Genomic DNA, 16,554 nt, shown 5'->3' with positions numbered 1-16,554 from the left:
AGCGGGCCCTGTGTCGTACGGGTGCCGTGCGGTGCCGGCGTGGGTCAGCGGACCGGCATGCCCTGCGGCTGCTGCGGGGCGATGCCCAGCGCCGTCGTGTACTTGGCGAGGGCGAGCTTGCCGATCGCCGGGTACGCGCCGAGCGCCTCGGCCGTGGCGCAGCCCACCTCCTCGGCGGCCGCCGCCAGCAGCGCGGGGTCGATCTCCGGGCCGATCAGGTACGGCGCCAGGGCCAGCTGCTGCGAGCCCGAGGACCGCAGCTGCTCGGCGACGGAGGAGATGGAGCCCTCCTGGTCCAGGGCCGCCGCCATCACCGGCACGGCGAGGCGCGCGGCGAGCAGCATGCCGGTGATCCCGGCCGCCTGCACGGCCTCCTCGCCGCCCACGGACGCCAGGATGATGCCGTCGGCGGCGGTGGCCACGGTGAACAGGCGCGCGCGGTCGGCGCGGGCCAGCCCCGCCTCGGACAGCCGCACATGCAGCGCCTCGGCGAGCAGCGGGTGCGGGCCGAGCACGTCGGTGAGCTCGGCGGCGACCCGGCTGTCCATCACGGACTGGCGGATCTGGCGCAGCAGGGAGCTGTCCGGACCGGCCAGCAGCGGGACGACGACGGCGACCGGGCCGTCGGGCTCCTTGACGCCCTCGGCCCCGGCGGCGACGGCCTGCTCGTAACGGGCCGTGCGCTCCTCGGCCGCTCGCGCGAGCACCGAGCGGAGCGTGGGGAACTCGTCGTCGTCCCCGTCCAGGTATCCGATCCGGGCGTCCAGGCCGGGCAGCTCGGAGCGGGCGATGCTCACGACCTCCTCGGCGAGGGCGCGCGTGGCGGCACTGGGCGCACCGGGCACCGCGAGGGCGAGCGCGGGCGCACCCTCGGGAGCCACCAGCGGTTCCGGTCGGCGGTGCCGTCCGGGCTGGCGGGGTCGCGGCATTCGTACTGGCAGGCCGGACTCGGGCCCAGTGGGGGTGCTCATGGCGCCGCATGTTACTGGCTTCCTGGGTTACTCCGTTCGGGGAGGGTGCAGGTGAGAGGTATCCGTCCGGTTTTGTCTGATGAGTCACGCGCCAGGGACAGGTGTTGCGGGCACGTGCCGGGAACATGCGCCGACAAAGCGGTGACAAGGGGGAACAATCCGCTTTTGCGGGGACCTCGATCGGGGACCTCAATCGCCTTCCGCGGGGACCACGTAGAGCATGGTCGGTTCACCCGGCAGAGTGAGCCGGCCGGCCGCCAGGTCGCTCGCGATCCGTACCGAGCCATGCAGGGGATCGCCCTCGGCCGGCACCTGCCGGGCGTGCGGCAGCCTGCTCGCCAACTCCTCCCGCAGGGGTGCGAGCAGGGGCTCGCCCAGCCGGAACAGGCCGCCGGTGAGCGCCACTTGAGGCGTGCCGTCCGCCGGGCACACGGCCTCGACCGACTCGGCCATGTGCCGGGCCGCCGCGCGCAGGATGTCCGCGGCGACCGGGTCGTGCGGGGCGCACGCGGCCACCCGCGGCGCGAAGGAGGCCAGTACGGCGGGCCGGTCGGAGCGCGGGTACAGCTGCCCCGGCAGCCCGCGCACCGGCCCGAACTGTTCCTCCGCGCAGGCCAGCAGCGGTGCGGAGCCGCCGTCCCGGCCGTCGTGGGCGCGCAGCGCCGCCTCCAGGCCGGCCCGCCCGACCCACGCGCCGCTGCCGCAGTCCCCGAGCAGATGGCCCCAGCCGTCCGCCCGACGCCAGGCCTTCAGATCGGTGCCGACCGCGATCAGCCCGGTGCCCGCGGCGAGCACCGCGCCCGGACGCGGCCCCAGGGCGCCGACGTAGGCGGTGACCGCGTCGGCGGCGAGCGCCACCCGCCGTACACCCAGCTCACGGGCGAGGGCGCCCGGCAGTTCGGCGCGCAGGGCGTCGCCCAGGGTGGCGAACCCGGCGGCGCCGACAACGGCCGTCTCCAGCTCGTCCACGGCGGCCTCGGCGGCGGACGCGCGGGCCAGCGGCACGAGTTGGCCCATCAGGTGGGCGGGATCGATGCCCCGGATGCCCGTGCGCACCGGCTCCCGCGACTCCCGCTGCGCGGCGGGCGCCCGGCCCGGCACACCGACGGCGATCCGGAGACCGGAGCCTCCGGAGTCCACCGCCAGGTAACCGGGGACGGTCACGGCAGTCGCCAGTCCACCGGCTGTCCGCCCTGCTGGAGCAGCAGGTCGTTGGCCCGGCTGAACGGACGCGAGCCGAAGAACCCGCGGTCGGCCGACATCGGCGACGGATGCGCGGACTCCACCGCCGGCAGACTGCCCAGCAGCGGACGCAGATTCCGGGCGTCCCGGCCCCACAGGATGGACACCAGCGGCTTGCCGCGCGCCGCCAGGGCCCGGATCGCCTGCTCGGTGACCTCCTCCCAGCCCTGGCCGCGGTGGGCGCCCGGGTTGCGCGGAGCCGTGGTCAGCGCCCTGTTGAGGAGCAGAACGCCCTGCTGGGTCCACGGCGTGAGGTCGCCGTTGGACGGCTGGGGCAGGCCCAGGTCGGTGTTCAGCTCGTGGAAGATGTTGATCAGGCTGGGCGGCAGCGGGCGTACCTCGGGTGCGACCGAGAACGACAGGCCCACCGCGTGCCCCGGGGTGGGATACGGGTCCTGACCGACGATCAGGACCCGTACGTCGTCGAAGGGCTGTTGGAAGGCCCGCAGGACGTTGGGTCCGGCCGGGAGGTAGGTGCGTCCCGCGGCGATCTCCGCGCGCAGGAAGTCGCCCATCCCGGCGATCCGTCCGGCGACGGGTTCCAGGGCCTTCGCCCAGCCCGGTTCGACGATTTCATGCAAGGGTCGTGGTGCCACGGGCGTCACCCTACTGCCGCACACGGCCCGGTGATCAACCGATGGCCGAAGCCGGCGGTGACGCCCGCCCCCTGTAGCCCGCCCGCCTGTCTCAGCCGATCACCGCCGCCCGCACGCACAGCACGTCCGGCAGATGCGCCGCCAACTGCTGCCAGCTGTCGCCGTCGTCGGCCGAGGCGAACACCTCGCCGTTGCGGTTGCCGAAGTAGACACCCGCCGGGTCGGCGTCGTCGGTGCACAGCGCGTCCCGCAGCACCGTGCCGTAGTGATCCTGCTCCGGCAGGCCCTTGGACAGCGGCTCCCAGGTCCGGCCCGCGTCCGCGGTGCGGAAGACCCGGCAGCGGTGCTCGGCCGGCACCCGGTCCGCGTCGGCGTTGATCGGGAAGACGTATGCCGTGTCGGCCCGGCGCGGATGGGTGGCCACCGCGAAGCCGAACGTCGACGGCAGGTCCGCGCCGATGTCCGTCCAGTGCGCGCCCCCGTCGTCGCTTCTGTACACCCCCCAGTGGTTCTGCAGATACAGCCGGTCGGGGTCGCCCGCGTCCTTGGCGATCTTGTGCACGCACTGGCCGAACTCCGGCTCCGGATCCGGCAGGAACACCGCGGACACACCGGAGTTGGACGGCGCCCAGCTCGCACCCCCGTCGGTGGAGCGGAACACCCCGGCCGTGGAGACGGCGACGGTCACCGCCTTGGGGTCGCGGGCGTCGGTGACCACCGTGTGCAGGCCCTCGCCGCCGCCGCCCGGCACCCACCGCGAGCGCGTCGGGTGCTCCCACAGCGGCCGGACCAGCTCGAAGCTCTCGCCGCGGTCCTCCGAGCGGTACAGCGCCGCCGGTTCCGTGCCCGCGTACACCACGCCGGGCTCGGCGGCGGCCGGGTGCAGCTGCCAGACGCGCTCCAGGGAAGCCCCGGTGTCCTTGGGGAACTTGACGGCCGGCTGCGGCGGTTCGGTCCAGGTGCGGCCGAGGTCGTCGGAGTGGAAGACCGACGGGCCCCAGTGCGCGCTGTCGCCGCCCGCGAGCAGCCGCGGCCGGCCCTCCCGGGTGTCGATCGCGACCGAGTAGACCGCCTGCGCGTTGAAATACGGACTGTCGTCGAACTCCCAGGTGCCACCCCTGCGCCGCCCGATGAACAGGCCCTTGCGGGTGCCCACCGCCAGCAGTACCTCGGTCATGCCGATCACCTCCGGGACGTCTTCGTCCAGGTAGTCATGAGACAGGTAGTCGTCGGTTATCGGCCAGTCTGCACCCCACCACTGACAGTCACCCTCGATGCGCACGTTCTCGCAGGTCACGGAGGTGTCGTCGACCAGACACGAAGATCGGCCCGGAGTCGTTGCGGCATGCGCCTGCGCAAGAGGGGCCCCTCGTGCGACCGTCGGGGAGACGGCTCGTCGTGAGCAACGGAGCGGTCTCCTGCGTATGGAGAGCGGTCCGGCCGGTCGGTGCGCTCGTGAGGAGGATGCCTTTGAAGGCGTTCCGTGGTCCGAAGGTGTGGCTGTGGCGCTGGCGGCGCAACCCGCTCAAACGCCGGGCCGACGTGGTGGAGGCCTGGGTGGTGCTCGGCGCCTGGCTGCTGACGGTCCTGGCGGGGGTCTCGGCCGGTCTCGTGGCGGCCGGGTCGGTGGAGCACGGCCTCGCGAAGGAGCGAGCGGACTGGCGACCCGTCGTGGCCCACGTGGTGACACGGGCCCCGGGATCCTCCCCCGCGCACCGCCAGGCCTCCTCCGCGGAACGCGTCTGGGCCAAGGTGGGCTGGACCGCGGCCGACGGCTCCGCCCACACCGGCCAGGTCCGGGTGGAACCCGGCAGCAAGGCCGGCACGCCGGTCACGGTCTGGACCGATCCGCAGGGCCGGCTCGTCAGCCGCCCCGCCTCCGCCGCCGAGGCCGCCTTCCGGGGCACCCTGATCGGCTGCCTGGTGGGCGTGAGCGCGGCGGCCGTCCCCTTCGTCGGCGGCCTCGCCCTGCGCAGCCGTCTGGAACGCCGCCGTATGCACGCCTGGGACACGGAGTGGGCACGGCTCGGACCGCAGTGGGGACGGATGGTCTGACCCGCGGCCCGCGGCCCGCGGCCTCAGGTCCCCGTCCCGAATGCATGGGCTCGGGCGAGTGCCTGCGATGACACCCCTACACCGTCGCCAGCACCTCCCGGCAGGCGTCCAGCAGACCCTCGTCCTCCGGAATGCCCCGCCCGCCGCTTCCGGGCGCATGGGCCAGGTGGCGGCGGGGGGCGGCCAGTTCCTCGGCCGCCAGGTGCCGTAAGGGGGCGGCGGCCGGGCCCATCGCGGTCAGGCACCGGGCGATGGGGCGGCGGGTGTGCGGGTCCTGCGCCCAGGCCTCCCGGAACACCGGCAGAACCGGCTCCGGATCGGCGTCGATGCGCCACAGCGCGCACGCGGCCGACACCCGCTCCCGCGCTAGATGCGACCGGGCCGTGCGGCGCAGCGCGGGCAGGGCGGCGCGCCCGGCCGGACCCAGACGGCCGAGCTGAACGGCGGCCACGCGCCGCCCGGCCGGATCACCCTGGGTCAACTCCCGCACCAGTACCGGGACTACGACGGAGGCGTCCTGCTGCGCCGACCAGAGCGCACCGGTCGCGGCGGCGGCATGCCGGGTGCCCAGAAGCGCGCGGAGAGCCGGGACCGCCCGCGCGGTGGCGCCCAGCACCTCCAGCGTTTCGATGACCTGGCCCGTGACCGCGTCCTCCCGAGCCCCCGGTCCGCCGCGAGCGCCCGACAGCAGCCGCAGCACCTGCGGAACGGCCTCCTCGTCCCCGAGGGCGCCGACCGCCGCGAGCAGCGGGGCGGCGAGCCGGGCGGTGGTGGGGGAGGCCGGCGGAATCCGGCCGAGCCGGTGCCGCACCGCGGGAGCGAGCGGGGCCGCGGCGGCGCCCAGGTGGGCAAGTGCGAACCCGAGGTCCACCGGTGCGGCTGGGCCGGCCAGCAGATGGGCCAGGGCCGGGACCGCGCGCGGATCGCCGCTCCTGGCCAGCGCCTTGAGCGGGCCGCCCAGCGTGCAGGAGCCGCGCTCCACGCGGTACGTCCACAGGTCGGGCCGGGCGTACACGAGGGCGTGCAGGTCGTCCGCGGCGGGTGCGGCCAGCTCGAACAGCTCCGCCAGCACGGCGACCGCCGCGTCCCGCAACCAGTCCTGTTCCGCGTCCAGTTGGGCGCCGAGCAGCCGGACCGTGCCGCTGTGGTCGGCGCGCCAGCCGCGCAGCAGCGCCGCCGCCATCCAGACGCCATGGCAGCGGTCCACCGGGTTCGGGCCGGTCAACTGTCCGCCGAGGAGCGCGATCCGGTCGGCCACGCGGTCGCCCAGCGCGGTGTGCAGGGTGCGCAGCAGCCGGGAGCCCTCCCCGTCGGACGGGCGCAGCCGCCGTATGCGCCCGACGAGGGAGTCAGCGGCGCAGGGCTCGGTGCTCCGGGCGCGGTGCGCGGAGCGCTGCCGCAGCAGCCGGACCGCCGTCGGCACCAGGTCGGCGGGCAGCCGGGCGGGCGCGACCAGCGCCAGCTGACCGAGTGCGGCGAGCCGCAGCCCCGGCGCGTACGGCGGCGCGCTCTGCTCGGCCAGGAGGTCCACCGCGGCGTCGGCGTGCGCGGGGTACCGGCGGACGAACAGCGCGAGCGCCTCCGGGAGGGCGAACAGGACCCGGTCGTCCCGCTCGGCCCGCAGCCGCTGCCGTAACAGCTCCAGGACCCGGGCCGGAGCCGGCAGGAAGTGCACGAGGGCCGAGGTGGTCGCCCGGCGCACCGCGGGGTCCGGGTCCCCGGCGAGCCGGACGAACACCTCGGCACCGGCGCACACGGCCTCGCGGGCGCGCGGGTCCCCGTCCGCGTTCTCCGCGCCGATGCCGACCAGCAGTTCCACGATGCCGCCCCGGTCCGGCACCTCCTCGCGCGCCGCGAGCGAGAGCAGGAACGGGACGCAGGCCAGCGTCGAGTCGTACACACACCCCTGCTGCTGGAGCGCGCCGTACATCCCGTCGAGCGCGGTCGCCCGCTCGGCGGTGTCCGCGGAAGCCAGCGCCCGTAACCAGCCGGGCATGTCCTCCGCGCTGCCGTGCGCGTGTCGCAGCGAGGCCCAGTCGACCTCGTCGATCCCCGTGAACACGTTGTCCTCCCGAGACGAGTGCCACCTGATCGCGAGTGTGCACCACGGCACTGACAACGGTCCGGAGTTGCGCGCTGACTGTGTGCGATCCGTCGGCTGTCACCGGCCAGGCCGCGAACCGCCCGAGCCCGCCCGCCGAGCAGGGCACCGGCGCCTGGTGGGAGGGGTCAGTTCAGGCCGGGCAGGGCCCGCTCCAGGATCGTGTCGAGGTCGGTCCCGGAGGGCAGCGTGCCGAACGCGTGCCCCCAGTCGCCGCCCAGCCGACTCGCGCAGAAGGCGTCCGCCACCGGGTGCGGGGCGTGCCGTACCAGCAGGGAGGCCTGGAGGGCGAGCGCCATCCGCTCGACCAGACGGCGGGCGCCCACCTGGTCCGTTTCGGCCAACTGGTCCTTCAGGGCGGCCACCGCCGTGTCCAGGCGGGCATCCGCCCCGCGCGCCAGGGCGAGTTCGGCGAACAGGGCCTCGGTGGTGTCCGGTTCGCGGCCCAGGGCGCGCAGCACGTCGAGCGCGTTGACGTTGCCCGAGCCCTCCCAGATCGACAGCAGCGGAGCCTCCCGGTAGTGCCGCGGCATGCCGGAGTCCTCCACATAGCCGTTGCCGCCCAGGCACTCCAGGGCCTCGGCGGTGAACGCCGGGCCCCGCTTGGTGACCCAGTACTTGCCGACGGCGGTGGCGATCCGTCGGAAGTCCCGCTCCCCGGCGTCCCCGCGCACCGCGCGGTCGGCCGCGCCGGCCAGCCGCAGCGTGAGCGTCGTCGCCGCCTCCGACTCCAGCGCCAGGTCGGCCAGGACGTTGCGCATCAGCGGCTGCTCGATCAGCCGGGCGCCGAACGCGCTGCGGTGCCGGGCGTGGTGCCCCGCCTCGACCAGCGTCTTGCGCATCAGGGTCGCCGAGGACATCACGCAGTCCAGCCGGGTGCAGTTGACCATCTCGATGATGGTCTTCACCCCGCGCCCCTCCGGCCCGACCAGCCAGGCCACCGTCCGGTCGAACTCCGGCTCCGAGGACGCGTTGGAGCGGTTGCCCAGCTTGTCCTTCAGGCGCTGGATGCGGAAGGTGTTGCGGCTGCCGTCCGGCAGCACGCGCGGCACCAGGAAGCACGACAGCCCGCCCGGGGCCTGCGCCAGCACCAGGAACACGTCGCACATCGGCGCCGAGGTGAACCACTTGTGCCCGCGCAGCGTGTACACGCCGGGCTCCCCGGTGGGCGTGGCCACCGTGGTGTTCGTCCGGACGTCCGACCCGCCCTGCTTCTCGGTCATGCCCATGCCCGCGAGCAGCCCCGGCTTCTCGGCCGGCACGCGCAGCTCCGGGTCGTACTCCCGGCTGGTGAGCAGCGGTTCGTACACCTTGGCCAGATCCGGCTGTGCGCGCAGCGCGGGCACGGCGGCGTACGTCATCGACGTCGGGCAGCCGTGGCCGGCCTCCGTGTGCCCCCACACCAGCCCGCCCGCGGTTCGGACCACATGGGCGCCGGGTCGCTCGTCCGCCCAGGGTGCGCCGGCCAGGCCCTCGGCGACCGCCGTGCGCATCAGGTGGTGCCAGCTGGGATGGAACTCCACCTCGTCCACCCGGTGGCCGTAGCGGTCGTGGGTGCGCAGGACCGGCTCGTGCCGGTTCGCCAGCTCGCCCCACTCCTGGGCCTCGGCGCTGCCGGCCCGCGCCCCCAGGCGCCGGATGTCGTCCTCGGCCCACCCGGCACCCTCCCGGCGCAGTCCCTCCAGCAGGGCGGCGTCGTCGGAGGCGTCGTACGGGGCCAACGGCGGGGCCTGGTTGGTGACCTCGTGCGTGGCGTACTGCGGCTGGGACTGCGGCTGCGCGGGCGACTGCCCGGGAATCGAGACCATAGGAGCATGTTGCACTCTTTCTGCGGTCGTAGCAATACTGCAACAAGGAGGTGGACGTACAGTACGTGCCCATGCGCATGAACGTCTCGCCCGAGCCGGCGGAGTCGGGGCTGCGGCCGCTGTCCGCGCGGTCGGTCGTGCTGAGCCTGCTCCTCGGCGCGCACCCGGCCGAGCTGCCGGTGCGGGACCTGGTCCGGCTGGTGGAGCCCTTCGGCGTCGGCGGCTCCACACTGCGGGCCGCGCTGAGCCGGATGGTGACCGCGGGGGACCTGCGCCGCACCGACGCCGTCTACCGGCTCAGCGACCGGCTGCTGGCGCGCCAGCGGCGCCAGGACGAGGCGCTGATGCCCGGCACGCGCGCGTGGGACGGCGACTGGGAGATGGTGGTCATCACGGCGACCGGCCGCGGCCCCGCCGAACGCGCCGATCTGCGCGCCCGGTTGGCCGCGCTGCGCCTGGCGGAACTCCGCGAGGGCGTATGGCTGCGCCCGGCCAACCTCGACCGCGCCCTGCCGGACATGCTGGGCTCCGTCGCCCAGACCTACACCGCGCGACCCGACGAGCCCGCGCACGACCTGGTCGCCCGGCTCTGGCCGCTGGACGCCTGGGCGGCCACCGCGCGGACACTGCTCGACCACGCGGCGGCCGCCCGGACCCCGGCGGACCGTCTCACCGCCTACGCCGCGGCCGTGCGCCACCTGCTCACCGACCCCGTACTGCCGCCCGGACTCCTTCCCGCCGACTGGCCCGGGGAGGCCCTGCGCGCGGCCTACGCCGGGTATCAGCGGGAGTTGGCCGCCTCGGTCGGGCGAAGGGAGCGAGCCGCATGACCGCCTCGGCCCTCGAACGGTTCCTGCGCGACCGGTTCCAGGCCATCGGGCTTACCGCGCCGTCCGCTCCCGCAGCGGGGTCGCCTGGCTGATCCTCTTTCCAGGACGCCGCTGAGGCGTCCGGGGCGGGGCGCTCGCGGGGTGCGGTGGCGCGGGAGCGGCGCGGGGCGTTCCCTGGGAAGTGGGCACCCCCGGAGAGGGGGCACGGGATGACCAGCGCGGAAGCGGGCACTCGGTGGGCACGCAAGGGGATCTCACCGGAGGAGAGTCATGGCTGAGCAGAAGTCGTCGTCGGCCCTCACGGCGCCGCTGCGCGGCGCGGCCTCGGCACTGCGCAGGGTGCCCGGCGCCGGGATGGTGGGCAGGGCGGCGGAGGAAACCCTGGACAAGGTCGGTGCGGTCTCGCCCCGCGGGCGCCGCATCGCGGTGTACGCGGGGGCCGGCGTGCTCGGCGCCGCGGGCGTGGTTGAGTGGCCCGTGGCCCTCACCGGCGCGGCCGTGGCCTGGCTGACCCAGCCCCGGCCCAGGCATCCGGTGGGCGGCGGGAACGAGGCCGGGCAGAGCCCCGAGCCCGCCCACGACCTCGGCAGCGCGGCCCTCAGGTCCGGCCACGGCGGCGGGTCCGCCACGGACGCCGGGGCTTCCGCCGGACCCTGGGACGCCGGCGCCGCCGAGGCCGGGGTCGAGGCCGCCGGGGCCGCCGAGGCTTCCGGCGAGAGCCCGGCAGCCGGCGGTACGGGGACGCCCGGAAGCACCAGGACATCCGGCAGCGCCCTGAGTACCCGCAGCGCCGAGGACGCGGCGGGCAAGCCGTCCACCGGGCCGCTCGGTCCCACCGCGCGGCCCGACCGCACCACGCTCTGAGGAGGGCCATGGCGCTCCGACTCCTGGCGGTGCCCTCGGCGGCCGTACGGCTGCTGCCCTCGGCACCGCGACTGCTGGCGCCGGCGGTCGGGGCGGCCGCCGGTGCCGCCGCGGGAACGGCCCGCGCCGGTGTGCGCGGCGCGGACGCCGCTGTACGGGTGGCGCGGGTCGCGCGCAACGCGCTGCCCGGCACCGGCGGCCACTGGCGGGCCGGCGCCCGTGCCCACCTCGCCCTGCGGCCGGTGGAGCACGTGCGGCGCACGGGCGGCACGGCGCAACTGGCGTGCCGGGTGGCCGAGACGCTGGCCGAACGGCCCGACGTGCTGGTCGCCTACTGGGACGAGGGACTGGCGCGGCTGGTGGTGATCGCGACCGAGGAAGAGGCCACCGACCGGATCGTGGACCACGCCGCCGAACTGGCCGAGGGGCACGGACTGCTCCTGGCCGCCGCGGACGTGGACGAGACCACGCATCCGGCCGACCCGACCGGGGTGCGCGCGGCCGTGGCCGCGCTCACCGCCGACATGGTGGGCATCGGCGTCGCGGTCACGGCGTACATGCTCCGGCTGCCGCCCTCGCCGCGCCTGGCGACCGCGGTGGTGACGCTGCTGCGGGAGAACCCCCGCTTTCGAGCCTGGCTGCGCGCCCGGCTCGGGAACACCCGCATGGATCTCCTGCTGGCCTGCGCGAACGCCACCGTCCACGGAGCCGGACAGACCCCCACCTCCCTCGTCCTCGACGGCGCCCTGCGGGCCTGCCAGGTGGCCGAGACGGTGGCGCGTGCCGCCGCCTTCGACGTGGTGCACGACCAGCTGTGCGCGCCCGGGCGGGTCAGTCTCCCGGCGGACGGCGCTCCCCGCCCGCCGCTGCTGGAGTCTCCGGCCCAGGAGTACGCCGAGCACGCCTCCGCGGGCAGCGTGCTGGGCGCCGCGGCCACCCTGCTGGTCAAGCACGACGGCGCCGAGGCGGCGGAGGCGGTTCTCGCCGGCTCGCCGAAGGCCGCCCGCTACGGCCCCGCCGCCTTCCACGCGCTGCTGAGCGCCGCACTCGCCCGCACGGGTGTCCTGGTCCGCGACCCGGACCGGCTGCGCCGGCTGGAGATGGCCGGCACGGTCGTCCTGCACTCCAGCGCACTGTGCACCGACGAGGGCGAGGCCGACCCGTGGGCCGAACCGGTCCTGGACGCGGCCCGCCGGGCCCGTCTGCGCGTGGTGCTCGTGGACGACCCCGCCCTGGAGGACTTCACCGGACTCGCCGACCAGGTCGTCGACGCGCGCCGGCCGCTGGACGACGTCGTGTACCAGGCGCGCGGCGACGCCGGCGCGGTGCTCGTCGTCGCCCGGGTGCGCACGGCCGACGACCACGACGTGCTGGCCGGGCTGCGCTGCGCCGACATCGCCCTCGCCCTCACCGACCGCGACGGCGCCGTGGTCTGGGGCGCGGACCTCCTCGCGCTGCACGGGCTGTCCGACGTGTGGCGGGTGCTGACCGCGATCCCGGCCGCCCGCACGGTCGGCGGGCATGCCCAGATCCTGGCCCGTTCCGGTGCCGCGCTCTCCGGGCTGCTCGTGGCCATCGGCGAGTCGGGCGGCGGCCGCGGACGTCTCGCCGCGCTGCCGGGGCTGCGGCACGCCCCCGTCGACGCCGCCGCCGTGTCCGCACTGCTCTCCGGGGGCCGGGCCGCGCTTGGTGTGGCGGCGGCCCGGCCCCCGCATCCGCACGCGCGCGTGCACTGGCACGAGCTGGACCCCGAGGAGGCCAGGGAGCGGCTGGAGCACGAACCGGCCGCCGAGGGCGGCGCGTTCGAGCCGCTGACCGCCCGCGCGCGCAAGGCCGCCGCCGGTCTCCTCGAGCACCCGGTGGTCGCGCCCGTGCGCTGGTCCTACCGGCTCGGCCGGGCCGTACGCCGCGAACTCCACGACCCGCTCACCCCGGTCCTCGCGGTCGGCTCGGCGGCGTCGGCGCTCCTCGGCTCGGTCGTGGACGCCCTGCTCGTCGTCGGCGCCCTTGACCTGAACGCCCTGGTCGGCGGCATCCAGCGGCTGCGCGCCGAACGGGCGCTGTCCGGACTGCTCGCGGAGCAGCGGCAGAAGGCGCGCCTCGTCCCGCCGGACACCGAGGCGCCGGCCGGCGGCACGCGCACCGTGGAGGCGGGCAAGCTGCGTCCGGGCGATGTGATCCAGCTCAAGGGGGACGACGTGGTGCCCGCCGACGCCCGCCTGCTGTGGCAGGACGGTCTGGAGGTCGACGAGTCGGCCCTGACCGGCGAGTCCCTGCCGGTGGAGAAACAGACGGACCGCACCCCGCACGCCCCGGTCGCCGACCGGCGCTGCATGGTCTTCGAGGGTACGACCGTGGTGGCGGGCCAGGCCCGGGCCGTGGTGGTCGACATCGGTGACCAGACGGAGGCCGCCCGCGCCGTCCACCTGGCCGCGCGTACGCCCCCGGCCGGCGGCGTACAGGCCCGGCTGCAGGAACTCACCCGCAAGGCGCTGCCGTTGACCCTGGCGGGCGGCGCCGCGGTCACGGGCCTGGCCCTGGTGCGCGGCACCGCCATCCGGGAGGCGGTCAGCGGTGGGGTGGCGGTGGCCGTGGCGGCCGTACCGGAGGGCCTGCCGCTGGTGGCCACGGTCGCGCAGCTCGCGGCCGCCCGGCGGCTGAGCCGCGGCGGTGTACTGGTCCGCACCCCGCGCACCCTGGAGGCGCTGGGGCGTATGGACACGTTCTGCTTCGACAAGACCGGCACGCTCACCGAGAACCGGCTGCGCCTGGTGCGCACCTCCGACGCCGAGGGCACGGTGCGCCCGGTGGACGACGCCGGGTCGGCGGACACCGTCCGGGCCGCCGTCCGCGCCTGTCCGCGCGTCGACGGCGGTTCCGAGCGGCCGGTGCACGCCACCGACGAGGCCGTGCTGGCGGCCGCCGGTCCGGACCCGGAGTGGACACAGCTCGAGGACCTGCCCTTCGAGGCGGCACGCGGATACGCGGCCGCCGTCGGCTGCAGCGGGGACGGCCCGCTCATGCTGGTGGTCAAGGGCGCCCCTGAGACCGTGCTGCCCGCCTGCTCCGGGCTGCCGGAGCACGCCTCCGAGGCGGCCCAGGCGCTGGCGCGGGACGGCCTGAGGGTGCTGGCGGTGGCCGAACGGCGGCTCGGCGCGGACGAGCAGGAGGACGACGTTCTCGAACAGCCGCTGGGCGAGCTGGAGTTCATCGGGCTCCTGGCCCTGTCCGACGTACCGCGCGAGACGTCCACCGCGCTCGTGGCGGAGCTGCTCAGGGCAGGCGTACGACCGGTCATGCTCACCGGGGACCATCCGCAGACCGCGCGGGCCATCGCGGCCGAGCTGGGCTGGCCCGAGGACACCGTGGTGGTCACCGGCGACGAACTGGCGGCGGCGGACCGGGCGGCCAGGGCCCGGATGCTGCGGGACGCGGGCGTGGTGGCCCGGGTGGCGCCCGAGCAGAAGCTCCAGGTCGTGGAGGCGCTGCGGGACGCGGGCCGGGTCGTCGGCATGGTCGGCGACGGCGCCAACGACGCCGCGGCCATCCGCGCCGCCGACATCGGCGTCGGGATCAGCGCGCGCGGTTCGGCCGCCGCGCGCAACGCCGCCGACATCGTCCTCACCGATGACGATCTGACGGTCCTGATCGACGCCGTCGGCGAGGGCCGGGCGCTGTGGCACAGCGTGGCCGACGCCATCGCCATCCTGATCGGCGGCAACGCGGGGGAGGTCTCGTTCGGCATCCTCGGCACGCTGCTGTCCGGCCGGGCGCCGCTGTCCACCCGGCAGATGCTCATGGTGAACCTCTTCACCGACCTGTTCCCGTCGATGGCGGTGGCGGTGACCGAGAAGGAGGACGCGCCGGCACCGTTCCGCGGCGGATCGCCGGAGGACGCCGAGCCCGGCACCGTACGCGCCCGCAGCGGATCGCCGGAGGACGCCTCCGCCGTCCTGGGCGGGCCGCTGCTGCAGCAGATCCGGCACCGGGCGCTCACCACCTGCCTGGGCGCGGTGACGGCCTGGCTGATCGGCCGCTTCACGCCCGGCACCGCGCGCCGCTCCAGCACGATGGCGCTGTGCGGGGTGGTCGGCACCCAGCTCGCGCAGACGTGGCTGGACCGGCGCGAGAGCCGCCTGGTGCAGATCACCTGCCTGGGCTCCGCCGTGGCGCTGGTCGCGGCGGTACAGATCCCGGTCGTCAGCCACGCCGTCGGGTGCACCCCGCTCGGCCCGGTCGCCTGGACCGGCGTCCTGGCGGCGATCACCCTGGCCCTCGCGGGCCAGCGGGTCCTACCCCGCCTGGAGGAAACGATCGGCCGCCTGCTGCCGGACTGAACGCCGGGTGGCGGAGCTGGGGGCGGGCGTGGTTGTGCTCGGATCGGCTGGTGTCTGGTGTGGGGTGGCCGTGGTCGATCACCGGTGGTGATGGCGCCGTGGTCGGATGAGCCGGTGGTGGGGGCGGTCGTGGTCAGCCCACCGCTGGCGGTCGCCGTGCTGGATCGGCTGGTGGCGTGCGGCGGCGTTCGAGTCGGCCGTGGTGGCGGGTGACTGTGGGTGGATCGAGCGGTGGTCGTTAGGTCAGCAGGGTGGTGGCGGTCGCCGTGCTGGATTGACCCGTGGCGGTGCGCGCTGGCGCTGAGACCGGCGGTGGTGGCGGGTGGCCGTGGTCGGACGGGCTGGTGTTGGGCAGTGGTCGTTACACCGGCTGGTGGTGGTCGCCGTGCTGGATCGGTCGGCGGCGGCGCTCGGGCCGGCCGAAGTGGCGGGTGACCGTGGGTGGACCGGGCCGTGGTGGGCAGTCGTCGCTACGTCGGCCAGTGGTGCCGATTGCCGTGCTGGATCGGCCGGTGGTGGCGGCTGGCCGAGGTTGGGCCGACCCGTGGTGGCGGGGGCGCCCGTGCTCGGACCGGCCGGTGGTCGCGGAAGTCGCGCTCGGACCGGCCGGTGTCTGCGGTGGACGTGGTCAGACAGACCGGTGGTATTGGTCCGGTACCCGGATCTCGCCGCCGAGCTCGCGGGCGGCGTGCCGGGCCCAGGACGGGTTGCGCAGCAGCTCGCGGCCCAGCAGGACCGCGTCGGCCTCGTCGTTCGTCACGATCTTCTCGGCCTGCCCGGCCTCGGTGATCAGACCCACGGCGGCGACGCGGAGCGGCGTCTCGGCCTTCACCCGGGCGGCGAACGGGACCTGGTAGCCGGGCCCGGTCGGAATGGTCACGCCGGAGGCGTTGCCGCCGGTGGAGACGTCGAGCAGGTCGACGCCGTGGGCGTGCAGGTCGCGGGCGAAGCGGACCGTGTCCTCCGTGGTCCAGCCGCCGTCCTGGAGCCAGTCGGTGGCCGAGACACGGAAGAACACCGGCTTGTCCTCGGGCCACACCTCCCGTACGGCGTCCACGACCTCGAGGGTGAACCGGGTGCGGTTCTCGTACGAGCCGCCGTACGCGTCGGTGCGGTGGTTGGAGTGCGGGGAGAGGAACTCGTTGATCAGGTAGCCGTGGGCGCCGTGGATCTCGGCGATCTCGAAGCCGGCGGCGAGCGCCCGGCGGGCCGCGGCGGCGAACTGGCCGACGATCTCCTGGATCCGGTCCACCGTCAACGCGGTGGGCACGGGGTGGTGCTCGTCGAAGGGCACCGCGCTCGGCGCGACCGGCTGCCAGCCGCGCGCCGCCGGTCCGAGCGGAGCGCCGCCCTTCCACGGCTGGTCGGTGGACGCCTTGCGGCCACCGTGCGCGAGCTGGACCCCCGGCACCGTGCCGTGGGCGGTGAGGAAGCGGGTGATCCGGCGGAAGGCCTCCACCTGTGTGTCGTTCCACAGGCCGAGGTCGTAGGGGGAGATCCGGCCCTCCGGTGAGACCGCGGTGGCCTCCACGATGATCAGGCCGGTGCCACCCGTGGCGCGCGCAGCGTAGTGCGCGAAGTGCCAGTCGTGCGGGGCGCCGGCGACCGGGCCCTCGGGCTCGGCCGAGTACTGGCACATCGGGGGCATCCACACCCGGTTCGGGATGGTCACTTCGCGCAGGGTGATGGGCTCGAAGAGCGCGCTCACGGCAGACTCCGTTCGTCACCGGACCGCTGGTTGATCGGCTCG

The 16,554-nt window shown here is 75.5% G+C and carries 11 protein-coding genes; 4 read left to right on the top strand and 7 right to left on the bottom strand.

The window, feature by feature from the left end:
• Positions 1-44 precede the first annotated feature (44 nt).
• The 4 genes from ACIBJF_RS32145 to ACIBJF_RS32130 form a co-directional block, all read right to left on the bottom strand.
• A complete protein-coding gene (locus ACIBJF_RS32145) occupies positions 45-971 on the bottom strand; it encodes a sirohydrochlorin chelatase (protein WP_399178978.1) in 927 nt (308 codons plus the stop codon).
• A gap of 189 nt (positions 972-1,160) precedes the next feature.
• Positions 1,161-2,135 (bottom strand): N-acetylglucosamine kinase, encoded by a 975-nt coding sequence (locus ACIBJF_RS32140; RefSeq protein WP_399178976.1) that lies wholly within the window; start codon positions 2,133-2,135, stop codon positions 1,161-1,163.
• Entirely contained in the window at positions 2,132-2,809 is a 678-nt protein-coding gene (locus ACIBJF_RS32135) for a uracil-DNA glycosylase (protein WP_399178974.1), read from the bottom strand. Before ACIBJF_RS32135 ends, ACIBJF_RS32140 begins: the two co-directional genes overlap by 4 nt.
• Before the next feature lie 91 nt (positions 2,810-2,900).
• Entirely contained in the window at positions 2,901-3,986 is a 1,086-nt protein-coding gene (locus ACIBJF_RS32130) for a WD40/YVTN/BNR-like repeat-containing protein (RefSeq protein WP_399179016.1), read from the bottom strand.
• Between the two features lie 287 nt (positions 3,987-4,273).
• On the opposite strand from ACIBJF_RS32130, the gene ACIBJF_RS32125 reads away from it, so the two are divergent.
• On the top strand, positions 4,274-4,864 hold the full coding sequence (locus ACIBJF_RS32125; RefSeq protein ID WP_399178972.1) for a hypothetical protein: 591 nt from the start codon (positions 4,274-4,276) through the stop codon (positions 4,862-4,864).
• Between the two features lie 76 nt (positions 4,865-4,940).
• On the opposite strand, the gene ACIBJF_RS32120 is transcribed toward ACIBJF_RS32125, so the two are convergent.
• Both ACIBJF_RS32120 and ACIBJF_RS32115 read right to left on the bottom strand, forming a co-directional pair.
• Positions 4,941-6,926, bottom strand: coding sequence for a HEAT repeat domain-containing protein (locus tag ACIBJF_RS32120; RefSeq protein ID WP_399178970.1), 1,986 nt, complete (start codon positions 6,924-6,926; stop codon positions 4,941-4,943).
• Positions 6,927-7,093: 167 nt separating this feature from the next.
• Positions 7,094-8,773, bottom strand: a complete 1,680-nt coding sequence (locus tag ACIBJF_RS32115; RefSeq protein WP_399178969.1) for a DNA alkylation response protein — start codon at positions 8,771-8,773, stop codon at positions 7,094-7,096.
• A 71-nt stretch (positions 8,774-8,844) separates the two neighbouring features.
• Between ACIBJF_RS32115 and ACIBJF_RS32110 the strand changes: the two genes are divergently transcribed.
• The 3 genes from ACIBJF_RS32110 to ACIBJF_RS32100 all read left to right on the top strand — a co-directional run bounded on the left by ACIBJF_RS32110 (position 8,845) and on the right by ACIBJF_RS32100 (position 14,804).
• Entirely contained in the window at positions 8,845-9,603 is a 759-nt protein-coding gene (locus tag ACIBJF_RS32110) for a PaaX family transcriptional regulator C-terminal domain-containing protein (RefSeq protein WP_399179014.1), read from the top strand.
• Positions 9,604-9,873: 270 nt separating this feature from the next.
• On the top strand, positions 9,874-10,467 hold the full coding sequence (locus ACIBJF_RS32105; protein WP_399178967.1) for a hypothetical protein: 594 nt from the start codon (positions 9,874-9,876) through the stop codon (positions 10,465-10,467).
• Positions 10,468-10,475: 8 nt separating this feature from the next.
• Positions 10,476-14,804 carry an HAD-IC family P-type ATPase gene (locus ACIBJF_RS32100; RefSeq protein WP_399178965.1) on the top strand — a complete coding sequence of 1,443 codons (4,329 nt, stop codon included), beginning with the start codon at positions 10,476-10,478 and terminating at the stop codon, positions 14,802-14,804.
• Positions 14,805-15,432: 628 nt separating this feature from the next.
• On the opposite strand, the gene ACIBJF_RS32095 is transcribed toward ACIBJF_RS32100, so the two are convergent.
• Positions 15,433-16,512 carry an NADH:flavin oxidoreductase/NADH oxidase gene (locus ACIBJF_RS32095; RefSeq protein ID WP_399178963.1) on the bottom strand — a complete coding sequence of 360 codons (1,080 nt, stop codon included), beginning with the start codon at positions 16,510-16,512 and terminating at the stop codon, positions 15,433-15,435.
• Between the last annotated feature and the right edge of the window lie 42 nt (positions 16,513-16,554).

The organism is Streptomyces sp. NPDC050743 (assembly GCF_044456925.1).
Taxonomy (GTDB): domain Bacteria; phylum Actinomycetota; class Actinomycetes; order Streptomycetales; family Streptomycetaceae; genus Streptomyces.
Note: the sequence above shows the minus strand (reverse complement) of the source record. Positions and strands in the feature narration are given on the sequence as shown.